Genomic DNA, 21,247 nt, shown 5'->3' with positions numbered 1-21,247 from the left:
GGACAGACAGAGATGTTGACGCCGTTCCTCTTCCCCCTTTTCGTTTTCGCGCTCGCGACCACGAGCATCGGCGGCGTCATGCTGGCCGTGTTCTATCCGCGCGTCGGCAAGGCGAATGCCTACCGCCGCCGGTTCGAGCGCCTCGCCGACAATACCGTCGCCAAAAAGGCGCAGGCGCGCGACGAGGAGGGCCGCGACCGTCGTCGTTCCGTGGAACGGACCCTGCGCGAAATGGAAAAGAAGCAGAAGGCCGACGCGCGCAAGAGTGCCAGGCCGTCGCTCGCCGGCCGGCTTCGGCAGGCGGGCCTCGGTTGGCCGCGCCAGGCCTATTTGCTCGTTTGCCTCGGCGCCGCAATGGCCACCGGTGCTCTGATGCTGCTTCTCGGGCTGGGCGCCCTTCCGGCGCTGGGCTTTGCCGTCGCAGGCGGATTGCTCCTGCCGCACCTCTACGTGAACGCCAAGCGCAAGGCGCGGCTGAAACGCTTCGGCGCCGAGTTTCCGAACGCGGTCGACGTGATCGTGCGCGGGCTGAAGTCGGGCCTGCCGATGACCGATTGCCTGCGGGCGATCGCGGCGGATGCCGAGGAGCCGGTGAAGGGCGAGTTCGTCACCATCGCCCAGGACCAGACGCTCGGCATCCCGGTCGACGAGGCGGTGCTGCGCATGTGCGAACGCATCCCGATGCCGGAAGCGAGGTTCTTCGCCATCGTCATCGGCATCCAGGCCCGCACGGGCGGCAGCCTTTCGGAGGCGCTTGGAAACCTCTCCAAGGTGCTCCGCGAGCGCAAGAAGATGAAGGGTAAGATCAAGGCGATGAGCGCCGAGGCGAAGTCTTCGGCAGGCATCATCGGCGCGCTGCCCTTCTTCGTCGCCGGCGCCGTGTACCTGACGAGCCCGGATTACATGACGCTTCTCTTCACGACGCTCACCGGCAAGATCGTGCTCGCGGGCTGTGCGGTCTGGATGGGCATCGGCATTCTCGTCATGCGCAAGATGATCAACTTCGACTTTTGAGGAACGCTCATGAGCCTCGCCGCGCATATTCCCCCTGCCGAGCAATTGGCCGCCATCCTGGCCGGCTTCGCGGTCTTCTTCGCGGTCGTTGCCGTTTCCTGGCCCTACATCTTCCGCGACACGCTCGGCGAGCGCATGCGGAAGGTGGAGGGGGAGCGCGAGCGCATCCGCCAGCGCGAGCGCGCCCGGCTTGGCGCCGAGAAGCGCAATGTGTCGCTGCGCGCCGAACCGAAGCGCCTGTTCAAGGCTATCGTCGACCGCTTCAATCTTTCCGCCCAGGCGGAGGACGGCGAGATCGCCCACAAATTGCGCATGGCCGGTTACCGTGGCAATGCGGTGATCACGACCTTTCTCGCCGTCCGGCTCATAGCGCCGGTTGCGATCTTCATCGCCTGCCTGCTCTATCTTCTTCTCGTCATCCGGCCGGATGCGCCCTTGCTGCTGGTCGTGGCGATCGCCGCGGGCCTCGGCTCGCTCGGCTACTACGCGCCTGCGATCTTCATCAGGAACAGGATCACGAAGCGGCAACTGGCGATCCGCCGGTCGTGGCCGGATGCGCTCGACCTCCTGCTGATTACCGTCGAATCCGGCATGGGCATCGAGGGCGCCTTCCGCAAGGTGGGTGAGGAGATCGCCGTGCAATCGCCGGAGATCGCCGAGGAGATCCTGCTGACGACGGCGGAGCTTTCCTACCTGCAGGACCGGCGCCAGGCCTTCCAGAACCTGGGGCTAAGAACCGGCGTCGACGGCGTCCGCGCCGTCGTCACCAGCCTGATCCAGGCCGAAAAATACGGCACCCCGGTCGGCCAGGCGCTGCGCGTGATGGCGCAGGAGAACCGCGATATGCGCATGACCGACGCCGAAAAGCGAGCGGCGGCGCTGCCACCGAAGCTGACGGTGCCGATGATCCTGTTCTTCCTGCCGGTCCTCTTCGCGGTGATCGTGACGCCCGCGGCCATCCAGATCGCCGGCATTCAATAGCGAAGGGACAAGACCCCCGATCACGCATCATTCCTCCCGCCCGCCAGAGCCACGATTTTTGCGGCGATGCTATCGAGCGGCAGGACGTGGTCGACGAGGCCAGCGGCGATCGCCGATTTCGGCATTCCGAAGACGATCGAGCTCGTCTCGTCCTGGGCGATCGCCTTGCCGCCGGCCTTGCGGAGCAGGCGGAGACCTTCGGTCCCGTCATTGCCCATGCCGGTCAGAACCACGGCGAGGGACTCGTCCTTGAAGGCGCGGGCGATCGAGTCGAACAGATAGGAGCCGGACGGCTTGAATCCGTCGACGGGCGCATCGTCGGCGACCCGGATGCGCGAGCGGCCGGAGACGCCGAGCTGATAGCCGTCCGGCGCGAGATAGACGGTTCCCGGCCGCAGCCGCTCGCCATCGGCCGCCACCTTCACCCGCATCGGCACGGTCGCGTCGAGCGAGGCGGCGACGCCGTCGATGAACCCGTTCGACATGTGCTGGACGACGAGGATCGGGGCGGGGAAGGCGGCGGAGACTTTCATCAGTATCGATCGGATCGCAGCCGGACCGCCGGTGGAGGCGGCTATGCCGACGATGCCGATCGGGGTGTCGCGCGCGGCCGGCGCAACCGGCGCAACCGGGTCGGTCCGCGGGGCGCCCGCTGCCTTCCTGCGCCATTGCCGGACCACCTTCACCTGGGCCATGGCCTTGATCGTCGAGAGAAACTTTTCCGCCGAAGCCGTATCGAGGCGGCCGTCGGCGGCAGACGGCGCCCGGATGACGGCAAGGGCGCCGGCCTCCAGCGCTCGATCTGATCGCGCTCCGAGCTCGATGCCGTCCTCCCGCGAGACCATGACGATCGGCGCCGGCGCCGAGACCATGATTTCCATGACCGCTTCGGCGATGTCGTCGTCGAGCCTGAGGTCCACGGCGACGACGTCCGGCAAGAGCTGGCGCGCCATCGTGACCGCCTCGCTGCCGTTTCTCGCCACGGCGAGGAGCTGCGTCGCCATGTCGGCGCGCGTCGCCCGCTCCAGGAGTTCCTGGAGGTCGATCCTGGAGGTGGCCAGAAGGATGCGGATCATTTGCGCTCCTCATGCGACCTGGCGAAGGGTCTCCAGAAACTGCTGCGCATCGAGCTGGTTCTTCGTCAGATAGGCATTGGCGCCCGCACCCAGACCGCGCGCCTTGTCCTCGGGCGTGTCGCGCCCGGTGAAGAGGATGATCGGCATGCCGGCGAGGCCGTCCGAGCCGCGGATGGCTTCGGTCAGCTTCAAGCCATCCATCTTCGGCATATCGACGTCGGCCACGACGATGTCGGCCCGATTGTCGCGGAGATACGCGAGCGCCTCGCCGCCGTCAGCCGCCATGGCGACCGCGTAACCCGCGCTCTCGAGGATCAGCTTCACCATCGTCCGGATATATTTCGAATCGTCGACGACGAGCACCTTGCGGCGTTCGCTCCGGCCGACAGCGGGCGCGCTCGGTCCGCTCCGCATGCTTTTGGCCACCGCCGCCTCGATCACGGCGGCGGCGTTGAGAAGAAGCGCAATCCGTCCATCGGGCAGGACCATCCCGCCGCTGTAGTGACGGACCTTCGCAAGCCGCGGCCCGAGCGAGCGGGCAAGGAGCTCCTGTTCGCCGACGATCTCATCGACGATGACAGCCGCCTGCCGATCTCCGGCGCCGATCACCACGGCCGGCATGATCTCCGCGGGCGGCCGGCTCGCCGGCCGGAGACGGAGCCAATCGGCAAGATCGAGGAACGGGACGGAGCCGGCCGGCGTCGTCACCAACCTGCCTTCCGATGCGAGAAGATCGCGCCGCGAGACCCTGACGACGTTCTGGACGGAAGCCGTGTCGATCGTGAAGATCTGCCCGGCGGCAAAGACTTCCAGGGCCCGGACGGTCGCAAGGGTAAGTGGGAGCGTCAGCGTGAAGGCCGCGCCTCCACCCGGCACCTGCGCGACATCGGCCGTGCCGCGCATGCTCTCGACGGCGTTTTTCACGATGTCGAGGCCTATGCCGCGACCGGAGAGCCGGGTGACCGTGCCGGAGGTGGAAATCCCGGGCTCGAAAACGCGCCGCAGAAGCTCTTGCCCGTCGAGGGCCGCCTGCCCATCCGTTTCGCCTGCAAGCCTGCGCAGGAACGCCGTGTCCAGGCCGCGGCCGTCATCCTCGACCAGCACCTGAACCCGATCGCCAAGAACGGAGGCCGCGATGACAATTCTCCCCTTCTCCCGCTTGCCGGCCTTGCGCCGCTCCTCGGGAGACTGGATCCCGTGGGCGATAGCGTTGCGGACGAGGTGACGAAGCGAATCCTGCAGCCCGGCAAGGATAGAGCGGTCGATTTCGATCTCGCCGCCCAGGACCTCGAGTACCGCGCTCTTTCCGGAAGCCGCGGCCATGTCCCTGACGATGCGATCCAGGCCCTTGCAGGCCTCGGCGAAAGGCTGCGTGCGGGCGCGCCGCACCTCCTGATCGAGCGCCGCCGCCGCACTGCGCATCAGTCTTCCGTCCCTGCGCAGCGAGGCGGCGAGTTCGCGCAGCCCGGCTTCGATGCCGCCTGCCTCGGAAGGGGAAGAAAGCCCCGCGGCACGCAGCTTCCGCGCCTGTTCCCTCAGAAGAGCCGCCGCCTCCGCGTGCCGCTGGACGACGGCGTTCCAGGCGAGCAATTCGCCGCTTCGATAGAGAAGGGCGTCGAGCCTTTCGGCGGAGACCCGCATGGACCCGTCCATGTCGCTCGCGCGGACAGGCACCTCCAGATCGGCCCAGGGTTCGGGCGAAGGCGGGACTTCCGCCGGTTCGTCGCCGTCGTCATAGGCGCCTGCGCCGATCGCCGCGTCGAGCTCGACGAGCATGCGCTCGGCATCCGACGAGGAAGGCATTTCGCCTTTCGCCAGACGGCGGGCCGCAACGGTGATGCCGTCCGCCGCCGCCAGCAGCGGGTCGAGCTTCGCCTTGTCGACGGCCTCACCCGCCTTCGCGGCGACGGAGAGCAGTTCCTCCATCCAGTGGCAGATGGATTCGACCCCCCGGACCCGGACGAGGCCCGCGGCCCCCTTGAGGCTGTGCACCGATCTCAGCAGGTGCTCCTGCAGGGCGCGCTTCTTCTCCGCATCCTGCGCCTGGTCGATCGCCAGCAGCAGGTTTTCTATCTCGGACGCCCGTTCGTTCACTTCCTCGGTGAACATTTTAAGGAGGTGCCGGTCGAGTTCTTCAGGTTGCATCATTGTCCGTTTCCGTGATCGGCGAGCATGTCCTTCAGCCTCGACCCGAGCTCGTTCAGGTCCTTGGCGGCCTCTTCCGCCTGCCTGATGGCCGAGAGATTCTGGCTGCTCGCCTGTTCGATGTAGTGCATGGCGTCGTGTATCTGCTTCATGCCGGCCCTCTGCTGGCCCGCGGAGGCGGCGATCTGGTCGGCCGAGCGGGCCGAATCGGCGATGATCGATTCGAGCTGCCGGATCGTTTCACCGGCGGCATTCACCGTTTCGAGCGCGCGGCTGACGCTCTTCGTTCCTTCCTCGGCGCCGACTACCGCGGTGTTGGTCGACTTCTGGATCTCCAGGAGGATCCGTCGGACTCGCGTGGTGGCGGATTTCGACTGGTCGGCAAGCGCCCGGATCTCGCTGGCGACGACGTTGAACCCCTTGCCGTGTTCCCCCGCACGCGAAGCCTCGATCGCGGCGTTGAGCGCCAGCAGGTTGGTCTGGTCGGCTATTTCGGCGACGACCGAGACGATCTCGCCGATCTCCAGGCTGTTCTCGACGAGCGACAGGATGTCGCCGGCGATCGCTTCGGTCCGTGCGTTGACGGCGTTCATGACCCTGACCGTCTCGTCGAGCGCCTCGCGGCCTTCGCTGCTGACCTTGACGGCCGTGTCGTAGGAGGCGGCAACCTGCTGCGCGCGCTGTGCCGCCTGTTCCGACGTCTGAAGCACCTGATCGACGCTCGTCACCGTTTCGGCGACCGCCGCGGACTGATCGCGCATGCCTTCGACCTGCTGCATCGTTCCGGCCAGGATTTCGGCGGCCGACGACGAAAGATGCTGCGCGGTTTCCGAAATCGTCGCCAGCAACTCCTCGAGCCTTTCCCGGTCGGCCCGTTCGTTCTCGATCATGCCGGCGAGCTTCGCCGTCATGTCGTTGAAGGACGAGCCGAGGACGGCGAGCTCGTCCTTGCCCTCGACAGTCGCTCTCTGGGAGAGATCGCCGCTGCTGACCTCGGCCGCCAGGCCCGCGAGGGCGCGCGTGCGGCGCGCAAACCGGCGGACGACGCGCAGAGCCACGAGCAGCATGGCGACGCCGAGGCCGGACAATATGAGTTGCAGCAATTGCGACTGCCTGAGCCTGGTGGCGCCCGTCTCTTCGATGAGGTCTATCTTTTCATTGATCTGCGCCGCATAGGCCCGGATCTGCCGGTCCAGATCGTCCAGTGCCTCGTGCAGCGCCTCGTGGCTCGTCGGAGACTCGGCGATGGCCCTTTCAAGTACCGGCCTGACTTCGCGCTGCCATTGCTGCCGCACCCTTTCGAGTCGGGCCAGCGCCTCCGGGTCGCTTTCGGCGGGAAGGCCGAGAGCCCTATCGCCATTGATAAGCCTGTCGAGCATCCGCTCGTTGCGATTCATCAACTCGCGCAGCTCCGACGTGGCGGCCGTCCAGTTCGGATCGTCTCGCGGGGGCAAACGGCCGGCGAGGTAGAGCATCTGGTAGAAGATGCGTTCCCTGCTGAGCGACGAGGCCGCGGCGAGGTCGGCCCGGACCCGCTCCAGGGCGACGAAGCTCGAGCCGACGATAAGGACCGAGACCACCACGAACAAGAACATGGCGATGCCGAGCGTGCCGTATGTCCCGCGCGGGAACCTCATGGGATCTCGTCCTCTCCATCTTCGCCGTCGGCCTTCGTCTGAATGCCTTCCAGGAAGAAGCGCCGGTCGTTGAGAAGGCGATCGCCGTCGAGGATGATTGTCCCGTCGCTCGTCGTCGCCGCGCCCCATTTGCCGCCGAGGTCGCCCGCTGCCGCGGGAACGATCTCGTCCCGCGGGAGTCGTGCCACCTTCGGCATCCCGTCCGCGAGAACCAGGAACTCGGGCTGCGTTTCCCCACAGACGATCACCCAGTCGGCTGCCGGCGAAATATCGTGCCTGAGGTCGAGGAGGGCGGCTAGATCGAACACCGGTATCAGGTGGCCGCGCAAGTCGTGGACGCCGACGACGTGAGCGGGCGTACCCGGAAGCGGACTGACGCGCGCGTCCTGGACGATTTCGCAGACATATCGCGTGTCTATTGCAAATCGGCGCCCCGAGAGCACGAACGACACCAGGCCCGTCGCGTGCTCTTCCTTTCCGTCCGCCTCGACAGCGGCGAGCAATGACGATCTCATGTCAGCGTCCTGCCTTCCGGAATCCGGGGAAGCTGCATCGAGAAGGGCTACGGTTTCATCCATCGCCTCCGCCATGCGTTGCCTGACGGCAAGCCAGTCGACGGCGCGAGGAGGGGCCTTCGAGGGCACGGTCATTGCTCATGAACCTCCATGCGCTGCGACTGAATTTCGATTGTCCTGTCCGTTGAGGGGACGCCGGTAGACGACGCCCGCGGCGGTGGTCAGCGTCTCGAACGGCGCAAGCTTCCAGAGCGGCGGATCGGCGGGTGCGGTCGTCAGCCAGCCGCCCGCCGCCAGGCAGTCGAACAACTGGCGCGCGATGCGCCGGACGGCGGCCGCATCGAGATAGACGAGCACGTTGCGGCAAAGGATCAGGTCGAAATCCGCGAGGCCCTTTTCCGGCGCCGGAAGCGTATCGGTCCCAAGGCAGACGCTCGTGAAGCGGACCCGCTCGGCGAGTTCCCTCCTCAGCCGGAACCGCGTCCCGTGTCTTCGGAAATACCGGTCCTTGAGGTAGCCGCCCGTATTCCTCAGCGACCATTCGCCGTAATCCGCCTCCATGGCATCGGCGAGCGCCTTGCGGGAAATGTCGGAGGCGGCGATGCGGACCTCGCCCGAGAGCCCGTCCTCTTCACAGAGAATGGCAAGGGAATAGGGCTCTTCCCCCGTTGCGCAGCCGGCGCTCCAGATCCGGATATCCACCCCCTCAGCCTGCCGCCGGCGCAACTCCGGCAGGATCGTATGCCGGACCAGGCGGAACTGCGCGGGCCCGCGGAAGAAGCAGGTTTCTCCGACGGTCACCTCGTCCACCAGTTCGTCGGTCAGGTCCTGTCTTGCGCCGATCTGGTCGAGAAGGAGCCGGGCATCGTCGATGTGCCGCCTGGCCATCACCCGGCGAATGGCTCCGGCGACGGCCTGCCGCCGCGATGCCGGGAAACTCAGCCCGATCTTGTCGGCGACCCGCGAAGCGAAGGCGTCGACGCCGCGGAAGGTCGCGCCGGCCGCGCCCCCTCCCGCATTGTCGGATCTCCGGCCGTTCGGTCTCGCCTGGCTGTCGCTTGGGATCTGGCGCATTCCGGTTCCACGTCCGTTCCGCTGCTGTCGTTGTTATGACTATGTCCTCGAACTGGATTCGGCTATTCGTCCGCATGGCTAGGGCACGGCCTATCCGATCGGACTATGTGCGGGTCATCTTTCCGGCGCCGGCAGCAGCCGCGCGCCGGCTGCCGCCGCTTCCTGGCGGTTCCTGACGCGCAGGCTGCGGAAGAGGGCGGCCATGTGAATCTTCACCGTGCCCTCTCCCAGCCGGAGCTTGCGTGCTATTTCCTTGTTCGAAAAACCCTGGACGAGCAGCCAGAGAACCTCGCGCTGCCGCGGCGTGAGGAATTCGATCGCTCGCTGCGGCTGCTTTTCCGGGCGGACTTCCCCGATCGGCAGCGGGTCAGGGTCCGGCGAGAATGGCGTGCGTCCGGCGATCGACGGCGGGACATAGACCGAGCCGTTGAGGATCGCCCGGATGGCCACGGCGAGATCCGTGGCGCCGAGGCCCTTCGGCACGTAGCCGTGAATGCCGGCGGCAAGCGCCGCCAGGATGTCGGAGCGGCGCGCCGAAGCCGAGACCACCGCCACCTTCAGCGCCGGGTGGATGTCGCGCACCGCACCGAGGCTCGCCGCGCTCTCCATGCCCGGCATCGCAAGGTCGAACAGCGCAAGCGAGATGTCGCCGCGATCCGCCAGGCGTTCGATCGCTTCATCGAGGGAGGCGGCCTCGACGACCTCCGTAAAGCCCAGTTGATTTTTCAGGATGGCCGCCAGAGCTATTCTGAAGAACTCGTCGTCATCCGCGACGATCGCGACGTTGAACGCATTCATCGGCATTTCCCCTCAAGCCAGGCGCCACCACGCCCTGCCATCCCGTGGCCACGGAGCCGCAGCCCGTTGACGAAGGCGACAAATGACGTGCAACTAACGATCGTTCCCCGCCATTGGTTCCCGCCCGGTCCACGTGTTATCGACCGAAGGCCGTCAATCGCTCCGGTAGAAAGCCGCGTGCCGGCCGAAAGCGCGGGGTCGCTGCAGAGCCTTGAATTGCCGTGTGTTTTGTCCTCCTGTCGGCCGTCACTCAGAAAAGCAGGCGGCAAGACCGCCTAGATCAACCCCGCGGCGATCAGAATCGTGATCTCCGACGCGGGCAGCGGCTGCGCGAAGAGGTAGCCCTGGGCTTCGTCGAAACCCTCGGCGTTCACGGTCTCGAGCTGGCCTTCGGTTTCGACCCCTTCGACCGTCGTGGTGATCCCCAGGCTGTGGCCGAGCCCGGCGACGGCCTTGAGGATCGCGAGCGACTCCTTGCCGCTCGGCAGGTCGCGAATGAAGGCGCGATCGACCTTGATCTTGTCGAAGGGGAAACTCCTGAGATAACCGAGCGACGAATAGCCGGTGCCGAAATCGTCCATGGCGATCTTGACGCCGAGGTTGCGCAGCTCCTGCAGCAGTTCGAGATTATGGTCGCTTTCGTCCAGCAGCACCGACTCGGTGATCTCGAGTTGCAGGCGTGCCGGGTCGATGCCCGATGCGGCAATGGCGGCAGCGACGGCCTTGACCAGTTTCTTGTCGCGGAACTGGATCGGCGACAGGTTGACGGCAATGCTCACGCTCGCGGGCCAGGCCGCCGCCTCGCGGCAGGCCTCCTTCAGGACCCATTCGCCGATCGGCACGATCAGCCCCGTTTCCTCGGCGATGGGAATGAAGTTCTCGGGTGCGACCATGCCGCGTTCCGGATTGCGCCAGCGCACCAGGGCCTCGCAGCCGCTGACCTTCTTCGACCGGAGGCTGACCAGCGGCTGGTAGTAGAGCTCCAGCTCGCGCCGGTCGAGGGCACGACGCAAGGCAAGTTTCATCTGCTGATGCGCCTGCAATTGCGCACCCATCTCCGGCTCGAACTGCCGGTAGGTTCCGCGGCCCGCGGCCTTGGCGCTGTAAAGCGCCACGTCGGCAGCCTTTATGAGCTCGTCGGCCGTGGTTCCGTCGTCCGGGGCGACTGCAATGCCGACGCTGGCGCCGACGACAAGGCTGGCCGTGTCGATCGCATAGGGTTCGCTGAGCGCGTCTATGATCCGCTGCGCCAGGGTCGAGGGCGCCTCGCCATCGGTTACCAGCCGCCGTATCACGGCGAATTCGTCGCCTCCGAGCCGTGCGGCCGTGTCCGTCTCGGCAACCACACGGCCGAGGCGTGTGGAAACCTGGCGCAGGAGCGCGTCGCCAGCGGGATGCCCGAACGTGTCGTTGACCAGCTTGAAGCCGTCGAGGTCCAGACAGAGGACGGCAATCTTCGCGCTGCCGAGTGCCTTTTCGAGCGCCTGGTCGAAGCATTCGCGAAAGAACAGCCGGTTCGGCAGGCCCGTCAGCATGTCGTGCCGGGCCATGTGGGCGATCTGCTTCTGCGCCAGCAGGCGGTCCTCCTCCGCACGCCGGCGCTCGGTGATGTCGCGGAAGAAGACCGAGATCCCGTCCTGGGTCGGCGAGGCATTCACCTCGAGCCAGATGTCGAGCGACGGCAGATAATCCTCGAAGGAAGCGGGCCTGTGCTCCTGCATCACGCGCCGGCAGCTCCTTGCGAGGAGCCCCTTGCGCTCGCGTGGAAACAGCCGCCACAGGGCGGCGCCCAGCGCCTTCTCGTCGAGCCGCAGCAGGCGCCGGGCATTCTCGTTCAGATAGCGCACGTGCCAGTCTCGATCGATGAACATGACGCTGTCCATCGTGCTGTCGAGCACGGCGGACAACCGGTCTGCGGCAGTCTCGGCCTGCCTGCGCGCCAGCTCGGCCTCTTCGCTCGCGTGCTTGGCGTCGCTGATGTCCCGCCATATGGAAAGGGTGCGGTAGGGCACGCCCTCGGCATTCGGGATCGGCGCCACGACGACGTCCATGCAGCGCTCCTTCTCGTGCACGTCCCTGACGGTGATTTCGAAGCGGGCACTGCGGCCCTGCCGCACCGCCTGGAGCGCCGCCTCGACTCTCGGCGCGTCCGCGGGGTTGCCGATCGAGCTCCATGTATGGGACTGGACGCCGGCATCGGCGGATATGCCGAAGAGATCGCGCCCTGCCTTGTTCATCATCAGCGGCCGCCCGTCGAGGTCGAGCACGCGGACGCAGTCGACGCTGCTGTCGAAGATGCTCTTGATGAAGGCTTGCGTCTCCCGCCGGGCGGTCTCCGCCGCCCGCCGCTCGCTGATGTCGAGGGCGCAACCGATATAGCCTAGAAACGACCCGTCCGCGGCAAAGCGCGGCCGGCCGACGTCGAGAATCCAGGCCCAACTGCCGTCGGCGCGCCGCAGACGGTACTCCGCCCGGACCGGCTTCCGGGTCGTATTCGCATGAAAGAAGGCCTTCTTGACCACTTCCCGGTCGTCGGGGTGGATGACATCGACCCAGCCGAACCCAAGCGCCTCTTCCTCCTTCTGTCCAGTGGTCTCGAGCCAGAGGCGGCTGAAGAAGCTGGTATCGCCGGTCTCGTCCGCCACCCAGATCATCACCGGAGCCTGATCGGCGATCGCGCGGTAGCGCTCCGCGCTTGCGCGCAAGTCCTCTTCCCGCCTGCGAAAATCGCTGACGTCGACGATCGTCTCGACGAGGAGCGGCTGGTCCGCTCCCTCGGGCCCCGCAACGGTGATGCGCCGCTTCTTCAGGCGCAGCGTGCGGCAGATGCGGTCCGATGTCGTAAGCCGCTCTTCGTGCTCGCGTCCCTCGCCGGTCGCCAGCACCGCCTTGTCCATGGCGGCCAGGCGCCCGGCCACCTCCTCCGGCCAGAGATCCCGGTCCGAACGCCCCGTCAGAGCTTCCCGCGGCCGGCCGATCAGCGCGCAGGCGGCGGCGTTGAGAAACAGGAAGCGCAGCGACCGGTCCTTGACGATCAGCGGCTCGGGCGTTCCGTCGAGAATGCTTGCGATGGCGTCGGCGCTGGTTCGGAAAGGTGTCGAAACATTCATCCCCTGCCTCAAACCTTGCTGTGGCGACCAGGAACGGCACTCGTCCCGGTTTTTCCGGGTTCCCCTTGGAATGCACTCAGAAATTTTCGACTGAGCGTCGAGCACAACGAATGGCGGTGCCGTTGGTTCCGCGCGCGGGAAGCCTCGCACCGCCGGAAGGATACAATCTACGGTAAATATGTCGCCAGGCATAGACCATCACGCCGGGTATCGCAGCCGGCCCCCGCACCGATCCTTCCGAATGGCTCGACATCGCCACGTTCCGAACTCGGCAATTGCCCGACCCGGAAAACTGTGCGACAAATTCTGCGCCGTCGTGCGGAGGAGAGCATGGCGGCGTTGGGAGCAGAGGTATTTTCCGAGTGAGGTTCGGGTCGGCTGATGCTGCTCCCTGACGAGGAAATCATCCTGGGAGGAGAGCCATGTCGCGGGCTGCTTTGTCCGTCCACCCGCTTTCGATCAAATCGGCGCTGGTGATCGATGACCATCCGCTCTATTGCGATGCGCTGGCCGCGACGATGGAAAGCGCGTTCAACACGCGTCGAATTCGAACGGCGACGTCGCTGAGCGAAGCGATGCAGCAGCTGCGGATGCGGTTTTCGCCCGACCTGATCATGCTCGACCTGAACCTGCCCGATGCATCGGGGCTCAGCGGCTTTCTGAAGATCAAGGAAAGGACGCCCGATGTCCCGGTGATCGTGATCTCGGCGATCACGTCGCTCGACGTCGTCCAGTCGGTCATTGCTGCCGGTGCCGCGGGATTCATTCCCAAGGACATCGGCCGCGAGAGCTTCCATGAGGCGATGCAGGAAATCTGGAGCGGCAAGACCTATGTGCCGCCCGGCTACACCTTGCCGGCCCGCACCCCGACCGCAGACCGGTCGGTGGAGGCGATTTCGCGCAAGATCGCGCATTTGTCCCAGCAGCAGACCCGCATTCTAGCGCTGATCTGCGAGGGCATGCCGAACAAGCTGATCGCCTACGAGATGCAACTCGCCGAGGCGACCGTCAAGGCCCATATCACGGCGCTCCTGCGCCGGCTCGGCGTCCACAATCGCACCCAGGCGGCGATGCTCGTGCGCGAAGTCTCGATCCGCCATAATCTGCAGTGAGACGTGCCCAGCCATCAGATACGAAGATCAGAAGCGAAGGATGACGGCGCATGACGGCTGTCGGCGATCTTGACCGCAAACCGGCGGAGGCGGTGCGGATCGCCGTGTCGCATGCCGGCGATGCGGCCCTTGCCCTTGCCGAGATCAAGCGGCAGCTCGTGACCGCAAGGCCGAGCTTCATCCTTCTCTTCGTGCCGAACCCGCTGCAACCGGATGACGTCGCCCGGGCGCTCAGGAAATCGATGCCGGATACGGTCGTCTTCGGCTGCACCACGGCCGGGCAGATCACGCCGCGGGGATATGAGGACGACGCCTTGTTGGCGATCGCCTTCCAGCGGCGTCACTTCCGCGTGGCCTCGATCCTCTTCGAGCCGATCTCGCCGGTGTCGATCGCCGATGTCGTCTCGCAGACGGAGCGGCTCGTGGCGCAGTTTCGCCCGACGCCCGGCCGCGAACGGTTGGCGCTGGTCTTTGCCGACGGCCTGTCGAAACAGGAAGACATCCTGATGGCGGCCCTGGAAGTCGGACTGAAGGACATTCCGGTCTTCGGCGGTTCGGCCGGCGACGGACTGCGGTTCGAGCGGACCGAGGTGCTGCGCAACGGAGAGTTCCACAGCAACGCCGCGCTGCTTCTGCTTCTGGAAACCGACCTCGCCTTCAGCGGCCTCGGCTTCGACCATTTCCAGCCGACGGACAAACGCATGGTCGTCACCCGCGCCGTGCCAGAGGAGCGGCTGGTCCTCGAGATCAACGGCTCGCCGGCGGCTGAGGAATATGCCCGCCTGGTGGAGGTGCCGGTCTCCGAACTGTCGCCGACGATCTTCGCCGAAAACCCCGTGCTGGTCCGCAATCGCAATCTCTACCATGTGCGGGCGATCCAGCAGATCCAGGGCAAGCACGGGCTCACCTTCCTTTCGGCGATCGACGACGGCCTCCTGCTGACGCTCGGTCGCGGCAAGGAAATCATCCGCACCCTCGATGCGGGGCTTGCGGTCCGCGACAAGGACGAGGCGCCCGATTTCATCCTCGGTTTCGACTGCTACCTGCGCAAGCTGGAGATCGAGCGCAAGGGCCTGGACGGGGAGGCGTCCGAGCAGTTCCGGCAGCACCGGGTGATCGGCTTCAACACCTACGGCGAACAGCATCTCGGCGTCCATGTGAACCAGACCTTCGTCGGCGTCGCCTTCTTCCGGCCGAAGGGAGTGGCGCCGCTATGATCAATCCGGACGATCCCTACGAGATCCAGATCGCCAAGCAGGCGAAGATCATCGAGGCCCTGATCAACCGCGCCGAGCGCGGCCACGAAGTCGGCGGCTCGGCCTATTCGCTCTTCGAATCGGCGATCGCCCTTCAGACGGAGGTCTGGGAGAAGACCAAGGACCTGGAAAAGGCGCTCGATACGCTCGGACGGGCATCGAGCGAGCTCGAGATCGCCTACCAGGCGCAGGAGCGCATCCAGAGAAACCTCGCCGACGCCATGGTGGCGATGGAGGGCGGCTTCGCCCTTTTCTCCGAAGACCGGCTGCAGGTCTGCAACGCCCAGTTCCGGCAGCTGCTGCCCGACATCGAACCGCTGATCAAGCCCGGCCTCGGGTTCGACGACTATCTTGCGGCCGTCAGCGCCAGCAAGCATCTGAAGCGGGACGGCAGCGAGACGGCCGGCCGCCCCCAGCCGGAGCATGGGTCCGGTCCGCGCTTTTCCTCCTTCGTGATGGAACTGCGGAACGACCGCTGGTTCCAGATCTCCTACCGGCAGACGAGTTCCGGCAACATCACCGTCCTGCAGACCGAAATCACCGATATCGTCAGGGAGAACCGGCGCGAGAAGAACCGCCTGATCGACCAGCAGGCGCATTTCCTGCAGGCGGCTTTCGACCACATGCCGCTCGGCATCTGCACGTTTTCTTCGCGCGGCGACCTGCTGGTCCGCAACGAGCGCTTCGGCGAGCTTCTTGCCGTCCCGCTTCCGCTTTTGAAGAAGGGAAGTCGTTTCCAGCGCATCATCGAATATGTCGAGCGGCACGAGATTCTCGACCGCAAGGGCGGCCAGCCCGTATTCGCCGGCTGGTTCAAGGCGATGCGCCGCGGCGACACGGTGAAGGAACGGTTCCGGCGGCGTGACGGGATGAGCCTCGACATCCGCGTCCGTCCGCTGCCCGACGACGGGTTCATCGTGTCGGTCATGGACGTGACGACGGAGACGCAGGCGGCGGCGCTCCTCGAGCAACGGGTACAGGAGCGGACCGCCGAGCTGACCGAGGCCAATCGCCTGCTGCAGATCCACGCGCATGAGCAGAGCAGGATCGAAGCCGCACTGCGGCAGGCCAAGGAGGCGGCCGAAGCGGCCCACACTTCGAAGACCCGCTTCCTGGCGGCCGCCAGCCATGATCTCCTGCAGCCGATCAATGCCGCCAAACTCTATCTGTCGATGCTGACGGACGCCGCGGGGCGGCCGGGGGCGGAGGATGCGATCAGCCGGCTCAACCGGTCCTTCGCCTCGATCGAATCGCTGCTGCAGGCGCTTCTCGACATTTCGCGCCTCGACAGTTCGGGGGCCGAGTTCAACATCACCTCCTTCGATCTTGGAAGCCTCCTGAAGGGGATGGCCGAGCACCTGGCGCCGCTTGCGACGGAAAGGGGGATAGAGCTGCGGATCGTGCCGTCGACGCGCTGGGTCACCAGCGATCAGCGCTACCTGATGCGCTGCATCCAGAACCTGGTGGTGAACGCCATCCAATATACGGAGCGCGGCCGCGTGCTGGTCGGCTGCCGGCTTGCCGGCAATCGGCTGCGGATCGAGGTGTGGGATACCGGGATCGGCATTTCCGAGGAGGACCAGAGCCGGATCTTCAACGAGTTCACCCGTGCCGGCGGCGTCGGCAAGGGCCCCGGCATGGGGCTTGGCCTGTCGATCGTCGAGCGGGCCTGCCGTCATCTCGATCATCCGATCCGGCTTTCCTCCGAGCCCGGCCGCGGCTCGGTCTTTTCGATCGAGGTGCCGCTCGCCGCGCCCGGTCTGGCGAGCGATTGCGAAGATACGGCGATGGAGCCGATGGTCGACGGCAGCCTCGATCTCATCGTCATGGTTGTCGAGAACGATCCCGACGAGCTTCACGCGATGACGCAGATACTGGAGAGCTGGGGCGCGAGCGTCCTGGCCGCCGGCTCGACCGCCGAGGCGGCGGCGCTGATGCAGGAAATCGGGACCGCACCCGACATCCTGCTGGCCGACTACCAGCTCGACGACGGCGACAACGGCATAGAGACGATCCGCACGCTGCGGGCGCTGGCGGGCGTCGAAATCCCCGCGGTCATCATCTCGGCGAGCCGGCAGAAGGAATTCCTGCGGCTCGGCAACGAGATGTCGTTTGCCGTGCTCGCGAAGCCGGTGCAACTGGTGCGGCTGAGGGCTCTGATCGACTGGAAGACCCGGGCGCGCGTCGCCTGAACCAAACACCGACAAAGGTCTCCGGTGACAGCGTCGCAGCCGCTGCTAGGCTTGTGCCGACAAAGGGAAGGCCCGGGACGGGAGGTCAGCGGTGCGTGTTCTTCTTCTGCTTGCGCTCATCCTGCTCGGATTCGGTTCCGGGCCGCTGGCGGCCGCCGGAACCTACGAGCTTCTCTTCCGCTCGACGGCGCTCACGGGACTGAAGGCGGCGTCGGATGTCGGCGAAGCCGGGCAGGGGACGCTCCTCTACGACCGGGTCATAACGGGTGCCGACGCCGGGCAGGCAGCCGGCAGCTTCAGCGTTGCGCTCAAGGTCAAGCCCGACGACAGGGCCACCATGACGCTCCATCAGGGCACCCGGTCGCGCGGGCTCGGCACCTACCCGGCCTCGGTCGGCAATCCCCTCATCATGTACTTCCTCGAGAGTGTGCTCGCCGACATCGCGGCGCAATCCGGCGGCAGCCCCTTCTACATGCGCAACCGGATCAAGGAGGCCCTGCTTCGGGATGCCGAAATCGTGCCCCTCACGGTCCGCTACCGGAACCGCGACGTCGCCGCGCGCGAGGTGACGATCCGGCCCTTCCTCAAGGACAAGGCGCGCGAGCGCATGGGGCGGTTTTCCGAACTGGCGCTCACCGTCACCGTGTCGGAAGACATTCCCGGCTGGTACTATTCGCTGGTCGCCACCGTTCCCGCTGTCTCGGGCGGGAAGGAGGCCGGCTATTCCAACGCCATCACCTTCAAGACTGCAGGAGAGGACCGATGATGATGCGGGCCGTCATGGCGGCGCTTGCAATCGCCGCGGCCGCGGTGCCGGCCGGCGGGCAGGGCATGCCGGAGCGCCTGAACGATTATCCGACCGAGGCCCGGGCCGATTACGTGTTCGGTTGCATGGCCGTCAGCGGCCAGGGCCGCGACATGCTCGGCAAATGCGCCTGCTCGATCGATGTGATCGCCTCGATCCTGCCCTATGACAAATATGTCCAGGCCGAAACGGTGCTGTCTCTCCAGCAGGCGAGCGGCGAACAGGTGGCGATGTTCAAGTCCGCGGTCGTTCCCCGCACCATGGTGGCCGACCTCAGGCGTGCCCAGGCTGAGGCGGAGATGCTGTGCTTCTGACGTGACGTGCCGCAGTGGGGTCGATCGCCGTAAGGCTTATTGCGGCATGTGCTTCAGCAGGATCTGGCCGATCGCATAGGCACGCTTTTCGAGAAGCACCGGCGTTTCGCAGACATAGCTCAGCGCCTGCGAGCGATCGCGGTAGATGCGCTCGTCCCAGTCTATCTGTTCCTCCAGCTTGTCGATACGGTCGAAATCCGGCGTCTTCTCATGCTCGAGCTTCGCCATCTCGATGCGGCTGTCGTCGATGCGGGCGGAAAGTGCGATCTGGCTGCGCGAATAGCGGGCGATCCCGGTGATCAGTCGTTGCCGGGTGTCGGCGATCCTGTCGAACACGCCGAGGAAGATGTTGCCGAGCAACTGGCCGTCGACCGGCGCGTTCTTCTCGACGAAGGCATCGACCTGGGCCTCCGCCTCTTCGAGAGGGACCCGGCGAAGCGACAGGACCGCGACCAGGTCGCTCGCCGCGGGCGTAAGCGGCATCCGCGTTATCGGCGCCGGCCACATCGTGCCCGCCGAAAGCTTCTCCACCTTGCGCTGAATGCACGGCCAGTCGGGATCGGAAAAATCCGCGGCGCTTGCAATGCCGGGCGCTTGCATCAGGCAAAGCACCAGGCTGAGCGCATGGCAGGCGGCTCTCATCTTGCGTGTCTCCCCTATGCGAACGAGCGTCAGTATAGGCTGGCCGGGGGCGAAGCCAAAGGTCGCGATTCACACACTAAGGTCGCAATTGTCATCGCGGCTTGTCGCGTCTGTAATCTATCAACAGAACGCACAAAGCGACTCATACAAACGCATTATCCGGAGGCATTTCATGCGCACACGCGCTGCTCTGGCTGTTCAGGCCGGAAAACCCCTTGTTGTGACCGAAGTCGAGCTCGAAGGCCCGCGGGCCGGCGAAGTGCTCGTCGAGGTCAAGGCGACCGGCATCTGCCATACCGACGATTTCACCCTGTCGGGCGCCGACCCGGAAGGGCTGTTTCCGGCAATCCTCGGCCATGAGGGCGCCGGCATCGTCGTCGACGTCGGCCCCGGCGTCACCTCGGTCAGGAAGGGCGACCACGTCATTCCGCTCTATACGCCGGAATGCCGCTCCTGCCCGTCCTGCCTGTCCCGCAAGACCAATCTCTGCACCGCCATCCGCGCCACCCAGGGCCAGGGGCTGATGCCGGACGGCACGTCGCGCTTCTCGGTCAACGGCGAGAAGATCCATCACTACATGGGCTGCTCGACATTCTCCAACTTCACCGTGCTGCCGGAGATCGCGGTCGCCAAGGTCAACCCGGACGCTCCCTTCGACAAGATCTGCTACATCGGCTGCGGCGTCACCACCGGCATCGGTGCGGTCATCAACACCGCCAAGGTCGAGATCGGCTCGACGGCGATCGTCTTCGGTCTCGGCGGCATCGGTTTGAACGTCATCCAGGGGCTCAGGCTTGCCGGCGCCGACATGATCATCGGCGTCGATTTGAACAACGACAAGAAGCCCTGGGGCGAGAAATTCGGCATGACCCACTTCGTCAACCCGAAGGAGGTCGGCGACGACATCGTCCCCTATNCCGACTACACCTTCGACTGCACCGGCAACACCAAGGTGATGCGCCAGGCGCTCGAGGCCTCGCATCGCGGCTGGGGCAAGTCGGTGATCATCGGGGTCGCCGGCGCCGGCCAAGAGATAGCGACGCGGCCGTTCCAGCTCGTCACCGGCCGCACCTGGATGGGCACCGCCTTCGGCGGCGCGCGCGGCCGCACCGACGTGCCGAAGATCGTCGACTGGTACATGGAGGGCAAGATCGAGATCGACCCGATGATCACCCACACCTTGGCCCTCGAGGACATCAACAAGGGCTTCGAGCTGATGCATTCCGGCGAAAGCATCCGCAGCGTCGTCGTCTATTGAGCGTGAAGATGGACCTCGTAACGCAAAACCAATGTTTCGGCGGGACGCAGTCGGTCTACCGGCACGCGTCCGCCGTCTGCGGCGTCGAGATGACGTTCGGGCTTTATCTGCCCCCGCAGGCGCGGACGCGCCCGGTGCCGCTCCTCTGGTATCTCTCGGGGCTCACCTGCACCCATGAGAACGCCATGGTCAAGGCGGGGCTGCAACGGCACGCGGCGGAGCATGGCCTGGCGCTCCTCTTCCCCGACACCTCGCCGCGCGGCGAAGGGGTCGCCGACGACGAGGCCTATGATCTCGGCCAGGGCGCGGGCTTCTACGTCAACGCGACGCAGAAGCCCTGGGCGCAGCACTACCGGATGTATGACTACGTCGTCACGGAACTGCCGGCGCTGCTCGAGGCGCATTTTCCGCTCAACGGCGTCAGCGGCATCACCGGCCACTCGATGGGCGGCCACGGGGCGCTGACGATCGCCTTCCGCAATCCGGAAAGGTTCCGTTCGGTTTCGGCCTTCGCGCCGATCGTCAACCCGACCCGGTCAGACTGGGGGCGCAAGCAGTTTTCGGCCTATCTCGGCGACGACGAGGCCCACTGGGGCAAGTACGACGCCTGCCTGCTCCTGAGCGAACTCGGCTGGCGGGGCGATATCCTGATCGACCAGGGCGCTGCCGACCAGTTCCTCGGGCAGTTGCAGCCGGAGGCGATGGCCAGGCTCATGGCCGAGCGCCGGCAGCCAGGGATGCTCAGGATGCAGGCCGGCTACGACCACAGCTACTATTTCGTGGCGAGCTTCGGCGAGGACCACGTGCGTTGGCATGCAGAGCGGCTGAACGCCGCCTAAAGGGAGAATACGCATGGCATTGAAATTCGGTGTTCTGGCAGCGGCCGCGGTCGCATTCGGCGGAGCTCTTGCGGGCGTCGTTGCGCCGGCATCTGCCTTCGATCCGGCAGCGGGCGATCCGACGGCGGGCGAGAAGGTCTTCCGCAAGTGTCAGTCCTGTCACGCGATCGGCCCGGAGGCCAAGTCGAAGACCGGCCCGGCGCTGACGGGCGTGGTCGGCCGGCCGGCCGGCAAGTTCGAAGGATACGCCTACTCGCCCGCGATGACCAAGGAGGCCGAGGCCGGCCTGGTCTGGACGCCGGAAAAGATCGACGCGTTCCTGGCCAATCCGAAAAAGTTCCTGCCGGGCACGAAGATGACCTTTGCGGGGCTGCGCAAGGACCAGGAGCGCGCCGATCTGATCGCCTATCTGGCGAAGTTTCCGTAACGGCAAAGGAGGGAGGAGCCGAAACACCAGCAGAAGCAAGGTGGCCCCGGCA

General features: G+C 65.9%; 17 protein-coding genes and 2 pseudogenes. 11 read left to right on the top strand and 8 right to left on the bottom strand.

The window, feature by feature from the left end; translation table 11 throughout:
- The first annotated feature begins 12 nt into the window (after positions 1–12).
- Positions 13–1,014, top strand: coding sequence for a type II secretion system F family protein (locus ATB98_RS17945; RefSeq protein ID WP_066875848.1), 1,002 nt, complete (start codon positions 13–15; stop codon positions 1,012–1,014).
- Positions 1,015–1,023: 9 nt separating this feature from the next.
- Positions 1,024–1,995, top strand: a complete 972-nt coding sequence (locus tag ATB98_RS17940) for a type II secretion system F family protein (RefSeq protein ID WP_066875847.1) — start codon at positions 1,024–1,026, stop codon at positions 1,993–1,995.
- A 20-nt stretch (positions 1,996–2,015) separates the two neighbouring features.
- Here ATB98_RS17940 and ATB98_RS17935 read toward each other — a convergent pair whose 3' ends face one another.
- The 7 genes and pseudogenes from ATB98_RS17935 to ATB98_RS17905 form a co-directional block, all read right to left on the bottom strand.
- Positions 2,016–3,071 (bottom strand): chemotaxis protein CheB, encoded by a 1,056-nt coding sequence (locus ATB98_RS17935; protein ID WP_066875846.1) that lies wholly within the window; start codon positions 3,069–3,071, stop codon positions 2,016–2,018.
- A gap of 9 nt (positions 3,072–3,080) precedes the next feature.
- The gene (locus tag ATB98_RS17930) at positions 3,081–5,219 is read right to left on the bottom strand and encodes a hybrid sensor histidine kinase/response regulator (protein WP_084435532.1); all 2,139 of its coding nucleotides are present in this window, start codon (positions 5,217–5,219) and stop codon (positions 3,081–3,083) included.
- Complete coding sequence (locus ATB98_RS17925; protein WP_066875845.1) at positions 5,216–6,853, bottom strand: methyl-accepting chemotaxis protein; 1,638 nt, start codon at positions 6,851–6,853, stop codon at positions 5,216–5,218. The genes ATB98_RS17930 and ATB98_RS17925 overlap by 4 nt, the downstream gene beginning before the upstream one ends.
- A complete protein-coding gene (locus tag ATB98_RS17920; protein WP_234781933.1) occupies positions 6,850–7,368 on the bottom strand; it encodes a chemotaxis protein CheW in 519 nt (172 codons plus the stop codon). The genes ATB98_RS17925 and ATB98_RS17920 overlap by 4 nt, the downstream gene beginning before the upstream one ends.
- A 156-nt stretch (positions 7,369–7,524) precedes the next feature.
- Positions 7,525–8,316: pseudogene (locus ATB98_RS17915) on the bottom strand (CheR family methyltransferase); the annotation flags it as partial.
- A 240-nt stretch (positions 8,317–8,556) separates the two neighbouring features.
- Positions 8,557–9,240 carry a LuxR C-terminal-related transcriptional regulator gene (locus tag ATB98_RS17910; protein ID WP_066875842.1) on the bottom strand — a complete coding sequence of 228 codons (684 nt, stop codon included), beginning with the start codon at positions 9,238–9,240 and terminating at the stop codon, positions 8,557–8,559.
- Between the two features lie 275 nt (positions 9,241–9,515).
- Complete coding sequence (locus ATB98_RS17905; RefSeq protein WP_066875841.1) at positions 9,516–12,350, bottom strand: EAL domain-containing protein; 2,835 nt, start codon at positions 12,348–12,350, stop codon at positions 9,516–9,518.
- Between the two features lie 422 nt (positions 12,351–12,772).
- On the opposite strand from ATB98_RS17905, the gene ATB98_RS17900 reads away from it, so the two are divergent.
- The 5 genes from ATB98_RS17900 (at position 12,773) to ATB98_RS17880 (ending at position 18,029) form a co-directional block, all read left to right on the top strand.
- A complete protein-coding gene (locus ATB98_RS17900) occupies positions 12,773–13,462 on the top strand; it encodes a response regulator (protein WP_066875840.1) in 690 nt (229 codons plus the stop codon).
- A 50-nt stretch (positions 13,463–13,512) separates the two neighbouring features.
- The gene (locus tag ATB98_RS17895; RefSeq protein WP_066875839.1) at positions 13,513–14,679 is read left to right on the top strand and encodes an FIST signal transduction protein; all 1,167 of its coding nucleotides are present in this window, start codon (positions 13,513–13,515) and stop codon (positions 14,677–14,679) included.
- Positions 14,676–16,910 carry a hybrid sensor histidine kinase/response regulator gene (locus tag ATB98_RS17890; protein ID WP_066875838.1) on the top strand — a complete coding sequence of 745 codons (2,235 nt, stop codon included), beginning with the start codon at positions 14,676–14,678 and terminating at the stop codon, positions 16,908–16,910. The genes ATB98_RS17895 and ATB98_RS17890 overlap by 4 nt, the downstream gene beginning before the upstream one ends.
- Positions 16,911–17,001: 91 nt before the next feature.
- Positions 17,002–17,676 (top strand): hypothetical protein, encoded by a 675-nt coding sequence (locus ATB98_RS17885; protein ID WP_066875837.1) that lies wholly within the window; start codon positions 17,002–17,004, stop codon positions 17,674–17,676.
- Positions 17,676–18,029, top strand: coding sequence for a hypothetical protein (locus ATB98_RS17880; protein WP_066875871.1), 354 nt, complete (start codon positions 17,676–17,678; stop codon positions 18,027–18,029). Before ATB98_RS17885 ends, ATB98_RS17880 begins: the two co-directional genes overlap by 1 nt.
- 36 nt (positions 18,030–18,065) lie before the next feature.
- Here the strand turns inward: ATB98_RS17880 and ATB98_RS17875 are convergent, their stop codons facing one another.
- Positions 18,066–18,671: a hypothetical protein gene (locus tag ATB98_RS17875; protein WP_066875836.1), complete on the bottom strand. Its 606-nt coding sequence runs from the start codon at positions 18,669–18,671 to the stop codon at positions 18,066–18,068.
- Between the two features lie 172 nt (positions 18,672–18,843).
- Between ATB98_RS17875 and ATB98_RS17870 the strand changes: the two are divergent.
- From ATB98_RS17870 to ATB98_RS17860, 4 genes and pseudogenes are all read left to right on the top strand, one after another.
- Positions 18,844–19,587: pseudogene (locus tag ATB98_RS17870) on the top strand (alcohol dehydrogenase catalytic domain-containing protein); the annotation flags it as partial.
- A gap of 1 nt (position 19,588) precedes the next feature.
- Positions 19,589–19,929 (top strand): zinc-binding dehydrogenase (locus ATB98_RS30050; RefSeq protein WP_327197923.1); only part of this gene is annotated, 341 nt, incomplete at its 5' end.
- An 8-nt stretch (positions 19,930–19,937) separates the two neighbouring features.
- Positions 19,938–20,768 (top strand): S-formylglutathione hydrolase, encoded by an 831-nt coding sequence (fghA, locus tag ATB98_RS17865; RefSeq protein ID WP_066875834.1) that lies wholly within the window; start codon positions 19,938–19,940, stop codon positions 20,766–20,768.
- A gap of 13 nt (positions 20,769–20,781) precedes the next feature.
- Positions 20,782–21,195 carry a c-type cytochrome gene (locus ATB98_RS17860; RefSeq protein WP_066875833.1) on the top strand — a complete coding sequence of 138 codons (414 nt, stop codon included), beginning with the start codon at positions 20,782–20,784 and terminating at the stop codon, positions 21,193–21,195.
- The last annotated feature ends 52 nt before the right edge of the window (positions 21,196–21,247 follow it).

The organism is Sinorhizobium saheli, assembly GCF_001651875.1.
GTDB lineage: Bacteria > Pseudomonadota > Alphaproteobacteria > Rhizobiales > Rhizobiaceae > Sinorhizobium > Sinorhizobium saheli.
The sequence above is the reverse complement of the archived record's forward strand: the minus strand, read 5'-3'. Positions and strand labels throughout refer to the sequence as shown.

Coding starts and splice junctions, on each gene's coding strand:
- ATB98_RS17945 (WP_066875848.1), top strand. CDS start 13: ATGTTGACGCCGTTCCTCTTCCCCCTTTTCGTTTTCGCGCTCGCGACC.
- ATB98_RS17940 (WP_066875847.1), top strand. CDS start 1,024: ATGAGCCTCGCCGCGCATATTCCCCCTGCCGAGCAATTGGCCGCCATC.
- ATB98_RS17935 (WP_066875846.1), bottom strand. CDS start 3,071: ATGATCCGCATCCTTCTGGCCACCTCCAGGATCGACCTCCAGGAACTC.
- ATB98_RS17930 (WP_084435532.1), bottom strand. CDS start 5,219: ATGATGCAACCTGAAGAACTCGACCGGCACCTCCTTAAAATGTTCACC.
- ATB98_RS17925 (WP_066875845.1), bottom strand. CDS start 6,853: ATGAGGTTCCCGCGCGGGACATACGGCACGCTCGGCATCGCCATGTTC.
- ATB98_RS17920 (WP_234781933.1), bottom strand. CDS start 7,368: ATGAGATCGTCATTGCTCGCCGCTGTCGAGGCGGACGGAAAGGAAGAG.
- ATB98_RS17910 (WP_066875842.1), bottom strand. CDS start 9,240: ATGAATGCGTTCAACGTCGCGATCGTCGCGGATGACGACGAGTTCTTC.
- ATB98_RS17905 (WP_066875841.1), bottom strand. CDS start 12,350: ATGAATGTTTCGACACCTTTCCGAACCAGCGCCGACGCCATCGCAAGC.
- ATB98_RS17900 (WP_066875840.1), top strand. CDS start 12,773: ATGTCGCGGGCTGCTTTGTCCGTCCACCCGCTTTCGATCAAATCGGCG.
- ATB98_RS17895 (WP_066875839.1), top strand. CDS start 13,513: ATGACGGCTGTCGGCGATCTTGACCGCAAACCGGCGGAGGCGGTGCGG.
- ATB98_RS17890 (WP_066875838.1), top strand. CDS start 14,676: ATGATCAATCCGGACGATCCCTACGAGATCCAGATCGCCAAGCAGGCG.
- ATB98_RS17880 (WP_066875871.1), top strand. CDS start 17,676: ATGATGCGGGCCGTCATGGCGGCGCTTGCAATCGCCGCGGCCGCGGTG.
- ATB98_RS17875 (WP_066875836.1), bottom strand. CDS start 18,671: ATGAGAGCCGCCTGCCATGCGCTCAGCCTGGTGCTTTGCCTGATGCAA.
- fghA (WP_066875834.1), top strand. CDS start 19,938: ATGGACCTCGTAACGCAAAACCAATGTTTCGGCGGGACGCAGTCGGTC.
- ATB98_RS17860 (WP_066875833.1), top strand. CDS start 20,782: ATGGCATTGAAATTCGGTGTTCTGGCAGCGGCCGCGGTCGCATTCGGC.